Origin of the sequence: Streptomyces sp. NPDC021115 (genome assembly GCF_044333065.1) — a bacterium.
Lineage (GTDB): Bacteria > Actinomycetota > Actinomycetes > Streptomycetales > Streptomycetaceae > Streptomyces.
In genome coordinates, this window is the sequence record NZ_JBIRQF010000024.1 from 122,601 (window position 1) to 129,527 (window position 6,927).

6 protein-coding genes are annotated in these 6,927 nt (G+C 72.2%); 5 read left to right on the plus strand and 1 reads right to left on the minus strand.

Features of this window, described 5'->3' with window-relative positions:
• The first annotated feature begins 57 nt into the window (after nucleotides 1–57).
• From ACH4TL_RS41050 to ACH4TL_RS41060, 3 genes are all read left to right on the plus strand, one after another.
• The gene (locus tag ACH4TL_RS41050) at nucleotides 58–1,221 is read left to right on the plus strand and encodes an acyl-CoA dehydrogenase family protein (protein ID WP_398330392.1); all 1,164 of its coding nucleotides are present in this window, start codon (nucleotides 58–60) and stop codon (nucleotides 1,219–1,221) included.
• Nucleotides 1,222–1,223: 2 nt separating this feature from the next.
• Nucleotides 1,224–2,243 carry an acyl-CoA dehydrogenase family protein gene (locus tag ACH4TL_RS41055; RefSeq protein WP_398330395.1) on the plus strand — a complete coding sequence of 340 codons (1,020 nt, stop codon included), beginning with the start codon at nucleotides 1,224–1,226 and terminating at the stop codon, nucleotides 2,241–2,243.
• 472 nt (nucleotides 2,244–2,715) lie between these two features.
• Nucleotides 2,716–3,327 carry an ATP-binding protein gene (locus ACH4TL_RS41060; protein ID WP_398330398.1) on the plus strand — a complete coding sequence of 204 codons (612 nt, stop codon included), beginning with the start codon at nucleotides 2,716–2,718 and terminating at the stop codon, nucleotides 3,325–3,327.
• A gap of 267 nt (nucleotides 3,328–3,594) precedes the next feature.
• Here ACH4TL_RS41060 and ACH4TL_RS41065 read toward each other — a convergent pair whose 3' ends face one another.
• Nucleotides 3,595–4,521 carry a cyclase family protein gene (locus ACH4TL_RS41065; protein ID WP_398330401.1) on the minus strand — a complete coding sequence of 309 codons (927 nt, stop codon included), beginning with the start codon at nucleotides 4,519–4,521 and terminating at the stop codon, nucleotides 3,595–3,597.
• A gap of 98 nt (nucleotides 4,522–4,619) precedes the next feature.
• On the opposite strand from ACH4TL_RS41065, the gene ACH4TL_RS41070 reads away from it, so the two are divergent.
• Together ACH4TL_RS41070 and ACH4TL_RS41075 are read left to right on the plus strand one after the other, a co-directional pair.
• Nucleotides 4,620–5,531 (plus strand): SDR family oxidoreductase, encoded by a 912-nt coding sequence (locus ACH4TL_RS41070; protein ID WP_398330404.1) that lies wholly within the window; start codon nucleotides 4,620–4,622, stop codon nucleotides 5,529–5,531.
• A gap of 11 nt (nucleotides 5,532–5,542) precedes the next feature.
• A complete protein-coding gene (locus tag ACH4TL_RS41075; protein WP_398330407.1) occupies nucleotides 5,543–6,850 on the plus strand; it encodes an acyl-CoA dehydrogenase family protein in 1,308 nt (435 codons plus the stop codon).
• Nucleotides 6,851–6,927 lie beyond the last annotated feature (77 nt).

A 6,927-nucleotide genomic window follows, 5' to 3' on the forward strand; every position in this document is an offset into this window, starting at 1 on the left:
GCCTTCCCCTGCCGCCTGACCTGATGAGCCATCAGAAAAGCGAGAGGACGGCCGCCGATGGATCTCGCCTTCACCGAGGACGAGGAGGAGTTCCGGCACCGGCTGCGCGCCTGGCTCGCGGACGTCCTCCCCACCCTGCCCGACCGCCCCGACCCCGCCGACTGGCCCGCCCGCCGCGCCTACGACTGCGGCTGGCAGCGCAGGCTGTACGACGCCGGATACGCCGGACTGCACTGGCCCGAGGACGCCGGAGGCCGCGGCGCCACCCCCACCCAGCACCTGATCTTCCTGGAGGAGACCGAACGCGCGGGCGCGCCCTACGTCGGCGCCAACTTCGTCGGCCTGCTCCACGCGGGCCCCACGATCGCCGCCGAGGGCACCCCCGCCCAGCGGGCCCGCTGGCTGCCGCCGATCCTCCGCGGCGACCAGGTCTGGTGCCAGGGCTTCTCCGAGCCCGACGCCGGATCCGACCTCGCCTCCCTGCGTACCTGGGCCGTACGGGACGGCGACGCTTACGTCATCAGCGGCAGCAAGATCTGGACCTCGCACGCCGAGATCGCCGACTGGGGCGAACTGCTGGTGCGCACCACGCCCGTAAACGCCGACACACCGAAGCACCGGGGCATCACCTGGCTCGCGCTGCCGATGGACGCGCCCGGCGTGACCGTACGGCCGCTGCGCACCCTCGCCGGGACCGCCGAGTTCGCCGAGGTCTTCCTGGACGAGGTGCGGGTGCCCGTCGACCACCGGATCGGGGACGAGAACGACGGCTGGCGGGTGACCATGGTGACCCTCTCCTTCGAACGCGGCACGGCCTTCGTCGGCGAGGTCGTCGCCTGCCGACGCGTCTTGGAGGCCCTGGCCCGCACCGCCAAGGCCAACGGACGCTGGGACGACCCCGTGCTGCGGCGGCGGCTGGGGCGGCTCGCCGCCGACTGCGCGGCGCTGTGGCGGCTCACCCAGTGGAACGTCAGCGAGGCGCAGCGCACCGCAGGGGTGCCGGGCGCCGGCGGCTCGGTCTTCAAGCTCCGCTTCTCGGAGGTGCGGCAGGAGCTGTACGACGCCGCCGCTGAGGTGCTGGGCCCGGACGCGCTGGACGCCGGCCACGAATGGGTCGCGGACCGGCTGTCGTCCCTCTCGTACACCATCGCCGCCGGAACCTCGCAGATCCAGCGGAACATCGTCGCCGAGCGCATCCTCGGCCTGCCGAAGGGGCGGTGACCATGGACTTCCAGCTCGACGACGACCAGCGGGCGCTGCGGGACGGAATGCGCGAGCTGCTGGAACGGCGCTTCCCCCGGACCCGGTTACGGGCGGTGGTCGACGGCCCCGGGGGGGCGTGGCCGACCGGGGGCGCCGCCGCCCTGCTGGACCGCGCCCTGTGGCGGGAACTGGGCACGGCCGGGTTCTTCGCGCTGCGACTGCCCGAGGCGGCGGGCGGCGTGGGGCTCGGGCTGCCGGAGGCGGTGCTGGCCATGGAGGAGGCGGGCCGGGCGCTGCTCCCGGGGCCGCTGGTCGCCACCCAGCTCGCGGCGGGCCTGGGTGTCGCCGACGCCGCCGATGGGGCTGCGGTCGTCACCGCGCTGGACCTCGGCGCGGGTGCCGCGTCGGACCGGCTGGTGGAGCATCTGGCCTCGGCCGACGCCGTGCTGGTGCTGAGCGGCGAGCACGCCGGGGTGGTTCCGGCGGACGCGCTCACGGGCCCGGCGCGGCCGATACGTTCCGTCGACCCGGCCACGCCCCTGCACCGGGCGGACCGGTCGGACATCGCACCCGGGGGCGAAGGGGATGCCGACGCCGACGCGGCCCGGCTGCGCCGCGAGGCGGCCCTGCTGACCGCCGCCCAACAGCTCGGCAGCGCCTCCCGTACGGTCCGGATGGCGGTCGAGCACGCCACGGCGCGCAGCCAGTTCGGGCGCCCGATCGGCGCCTTCCAGGCCGTCCAGCATCTGTGCGCGCGGATGCTCGTACGGGCCGAATCAGCCAGAAGTGTGGTGTATGCCGCCGCGGTCACAGAAGAGGCGGGTGACATCGCCGCCGCCAAACTGCTCGCCGACGAGGCGGCCGTCCGCAATGCCCGCGACTGCCTTCAGGTGCACGGCGGGATGGGTTTCACCTGGGAGGCCGATGTCCATCTGCACCTCAAGCGGGCCTGGGTGCGCGCCGGGCAGTGGCAGACGGCGGCCGGAGCCGAGGAGGAACTTGCCGCCGGACTTCTGTTGACCGGCGAAACAGGTTTGTAACCGGGCTCCATGGATACGCCTGAATTGTTGGGATGTCGCATTCTCTGGGGGAGATCCCCGGAGGCTTTGAGGTGACCGAGCGTTGATATCGGGTTGTTTCCTAGGCGTGACTCGTCACTGGGGGGAGTCGGGCTCCGGCTCCGGTACTCTCCGTTGGGTGCGAGCGGTTTTGGGGTACAACGAACCCGGCGTGGCCCGTAGGGCGACTCCGGGCACGCCGATGTGCCCCGCTCGCACGGGGCGCGCTCCGAGAATGCCTCGCTGTTCGAGTCCTCGGGGCATGCGTCGCACAGTATGCCCCACGCATACTCCTTGGCGCTGGAATATGACGGAAGCGCTTGTTGGGGTGACTGTACGTCAACCATGCTCTCTCGCACGGGGGTACCTCCCAGCGGCTGCTGGGGGAGAGTCACTTTCTGTGACCTCTTGGAGGTATGAGGCGATGTGTCCGCCGGTTCGGATGGTGTGAGCGGTGCAGGTGCTTCAGATGCAAATGGAGGTCAGGCCCGACCCCGCGGAGGTGAGTCGTGCCCGTCGGTGGGCGCGTTCGCGGCTCGCCGGGTCCGGGATCGGGGCCGACGAGCCGCTCGCCGAGACGTTGATCCTGCTCATCTCCGAACTCGTCACCAACGCCGTGGTGCACACCGGCTGTCCTGCCGTGCTGCGCATGCGCTTTCCCGCGCAGGGCGGTGCCGCGGGCGGCGGTGGTGACGGTTCCGCCGGCTCCTCCGACGCCTCCGCGGGCCAGGGGCCCCAGCTGGGCACGGTCCGGGTCGAGGTCGCCGACGCCAGCACCCGCGCCCCGCGTCAGCGCCGCGCCGACGAGGAGGCCACCAACGGCCGCGGCCTGGAGCTGGTCGACGGGCTCGCGGACCGCTGGGGCTGGCAGCCCGAGGGCAAGGGCAAGCGCATCTGGTGCGAGATCGACCGCGGGCGGCGTGAAGAGTGCGCGGACGGCGCGGAGCGCGTCGAGCGCGGAGATCACGGGGCGCACGGGCAGTCGCTTCTGACGGGACATGGCGCCTCTCGTGCGCCATCGCATCTAGGGCGAAGCCCGCAAAGTCCAGACCAGGTGTTGACGTGACGTGGCCGAGTGATCACTCTAGGATCAGCGATTCGTCGCGAGGGGACGCCGAGGGCCATGTGGTCCCTGTGAACGATGAGTTCATGGGGCCTTACCTTGGCGAGTGCGGGTCGCGGCCCGGCGCCTGATCAGGGCTCGGCGCCGGAGCCGGGTGGCGGTGCGCAGTGCCGTGCTCGGGGTGTGCATGAGCGCACCGCCGCCCGATAACCCGCCCGCCCGTCCCCTCGCGCTGTCGTAAGCCTGCCTCGTTCGCTGTCTCATTCGCTGTCAGAGGATCGCTACGGGGGCCACCGGGGCGCCGGTCCCGCCGCTGAACGGCTCGGGCGTGGCCGACAGCAGAAACGTGTAGCGCCCCTCCTCGGCGCAGGCCGCCGACAGCTCCTCCAGATTCCAGTTCTGGCCCTGCATCATGCCCATCTCGACCAGATCGAGGGCGTGGACGGGCAGCCACAGATTCTCGATCTCCGGTGGGAAGATCTCGAAGGTGAGCGTGTCATTGGCGACCGCTGCCACGTCACGGGCGTGGAACCACTCGGGTGTGCGCAGCGACAGGCCCGGCGACGGAAACGCGTACGCCTCCCGCTGGCCCGCGAGATAGCGCTGGATCTGCCCGGTCCGTACGAGCACGATGTCGCCGGACCGGACCGGGACCTGAGCCAGCTCCTCGGCTGCGGCGAGGTCCTCGGGGGTGACGGCGTGCCCCTCGGGCAGCCGGTCCGCGCCCCGGGCGCGCGCGACGTCGAGCAGCACCCCGCGCGAGACGAGGTGCCGCGCCGTGTCGATGCCGCTCGAAGCCGCGCGGCCATGGGCGGTGACGGACGCGGCGGGGCGGCCGTTGTAGATCCTGCCCGAGTGCGAGACATGGGCCAGCCCGTCCCAGTGGGTACCGGCCTGGAGCCCCATCGTCACGGCGTCGTCGCTGGTGGCGACCGTATCCGGCCCGAACAGCTCGGCGTTCACGGCGACCATGGTGTGCAGCGGGTTGACCCGCCCCGGGACCATTCCGGTCTGGATGCCGTCGTGCCGCAGCGGAACGGCGAGCGGGACGCGGCGGCCGGTGCGCACCGATGCGGCGGCGTCCCGGACCACCGCGTCGGTGATCAGGTTGAGCGTGCCGATCTCGTCGTCGGCGCCCCAGCGTCCCCAGTTGTTGACGCGCTGGGCGATGTCGTGGAACTCGGGCGGCAGCGACATGGCGCCTCCTTCGGTCGGTTCCGTTCCAGGGCTTGTACTCGGGGCGGGTCTGCTCAAAAATCTAACGGTCCGTCAGAAACCTCGGGAGGGGACGCGACGTGGGCAACTTCCTGGACGGCAAGGTGATCGCTGTCACCGGGGCCGGGCGCGGCATCGGACGAGCCGTGGCCCTCGCCTGCGCGGCCGAGGGCGCGAAGGTCGTCGTCAACGACTACGGCGTCTCGATCGAGGGCGGCGAACCCACCAGCGAGATCGCCGAAGCGGCGGTCAAGGAGATCGCCGCGGCGGGCGGAGAGGCGGTCGCGGTCGCCGACGACGTCTCCACCATGGCCGGTGGCCAGCGGATCGTGGACACCGCCGTCGAACGGTTCGGACGGCTCGACGGCGTGGTGTGCGTGGCCGGAATCCTGCGCGAGCGGATGCTCTTCAACATGACCGAGGAGGAGTGGGACCCGGTCGTCGCCACCCACCTCAAGGGCACCTTCACCGTCTTCCGCGCCGCCTCAGCGGTGATGCGGCGCCAGCGCTCGGGCACCCTGATCGGCTTCACCAGCGGCAACCACCAGGGCAGCGTCGCGCAGGCCAACTACGCCTCGGCCAAGGGCGGCATCATCTCGCTGGTCCGCAGCGCGGCCCTCGGCCTGCACAAATACGGCGTCACCGCCAACTGCGTCGCCCCGGTCGCCCGTACCCGCATGTCCGCCAATGTGCCGATGGAGCTGAAGGAGATCGGCGAACCGGAGGATGTCGCGGCCCTGGTCGTCTACCTGCTGAGCGAACGGGCCCGCGCGGAGCGGATCACCGGACAGGTCTACACGATCGCGGGCCCCAAGATCGCGGTCTGGGCCCAGCCCAGGGAACTGCGCGCCGGATACGCCGAGGGCGCCTGGACCCCGGAGAAGATCGCAGACTTCCTGCCCGGCACGGTCGGCACCGACCCCATGCCGCTGCTGGAACAGCTCGAAGCCATGGCCCGGGCCGCCGCCGCCCAGCAGCGCCCCAACGCGTAAGGGGAGAGGCCGTGGACTTCGCCTTCGGGACCGGGGACGAACGCTTCCGCAGCGAGGCACGCACCTGGCTGGACGCCCACCTGACCGGCCACTTCACCGACGCCGACGCCGACGCCGACGCCGACGCCGCCGCCACGGACGCAGCCGACGCCACCACGGACGCCACCACCGCAGACGCCGCCGCCCAGCGCGCCTGGGAACGCGAACTGGGCGACGGCGGCTGGATCGGGCTCGGCTGGGACCGCACCCACGGGACCTACGGAAACCGGGCCGCCACCCTCACCCAACAGGTCGTCTGGGCCGAGGAGTACGCGCGCGCGGGAGCCCCCGCCCGGCTCGGCCACATCGGCGAGAACCTCCTCGCCCCCACCCTGCTCGCACACGGCGACCCCGCCCAGCGCGCCCGCTTCCTGCCGCCCATCGCCCGCGGCGAGGAACTGTGGTGCCAGGGCTACAGCGAACCCGACGCGGGCTCCGACCTCGCCGGGCTGCGCACCCGCGCCGACCGCGACCCGGGTGACGGGACCTACCGCGTCACCGGCCAGAAGATCTGGACCTCCCACGCCCGCGAGGCCGACTGGTGCTTCGTCCTGGCCCGCACCGAGCAGGGATCGCAACGCCACCACGGACTGTCCTTCCTGCTGGTGCCCATGGACCAGCCGGGGCGCGTCGAGGTCCGGCCGATCCGGCAGCTCACCGGCACCGCGGAGTTCAACGAGGTGTTCTTCGAGGGCGCCCTCGCCCACCCCGACCACCTCGTCGGCGGCCCCGGCCAGGGCTGGAGCGTGGCCATGAGCCTGCTCGCCGTGGAACGCGGAGTCTCCACCCTGGTCCAGCAGATCGGCTTCGCCCAGGAACTCGACCGCGTCATACGACAGGCCCTGGAGACCGGCGCCGCCCGTGAACCCGTCCTGCGCGACCAGCTGATACGGCAGTGGGCCGAGCTGAAGGTCATGCGCTGGAACGCGCTGCGGACCCTGGGCACCGCCGCCCGTGCTCCCGCCCCCGGGGGCCCCACCCCCACCCCCTCCCCTCCCGCCTCCCACCTCCCCGCTGCCCAGGACGCCGGGGCGCCGAGCGTGGCCAAGCTGCTGTGGGGCGGCTGGCATCGGCGGCTGGGCGAACTGGCCGTGCAGGTGCGCGGCGCGGCGGCCGCGCTCGGGCCCGTGCGCTGGACCGAGGGCAGGCCGTATGAACTCGACGCCGCGCAGCGCCTCTTCCTGTTCTCCCGCGCCGACACCATCTACGGCGGCTCGGACGAGATCCAGCGCAACATCATCGCCGAGCGCGTACTCCACCTCCCCAAGGAGTCTCAATGACGAAGTCAAGCCGCCTGCGTGACCGGCGGGGCGGAGGTGAAGAGTCGCCCGTCACGCAGCAGCGCCCACAGCACGCT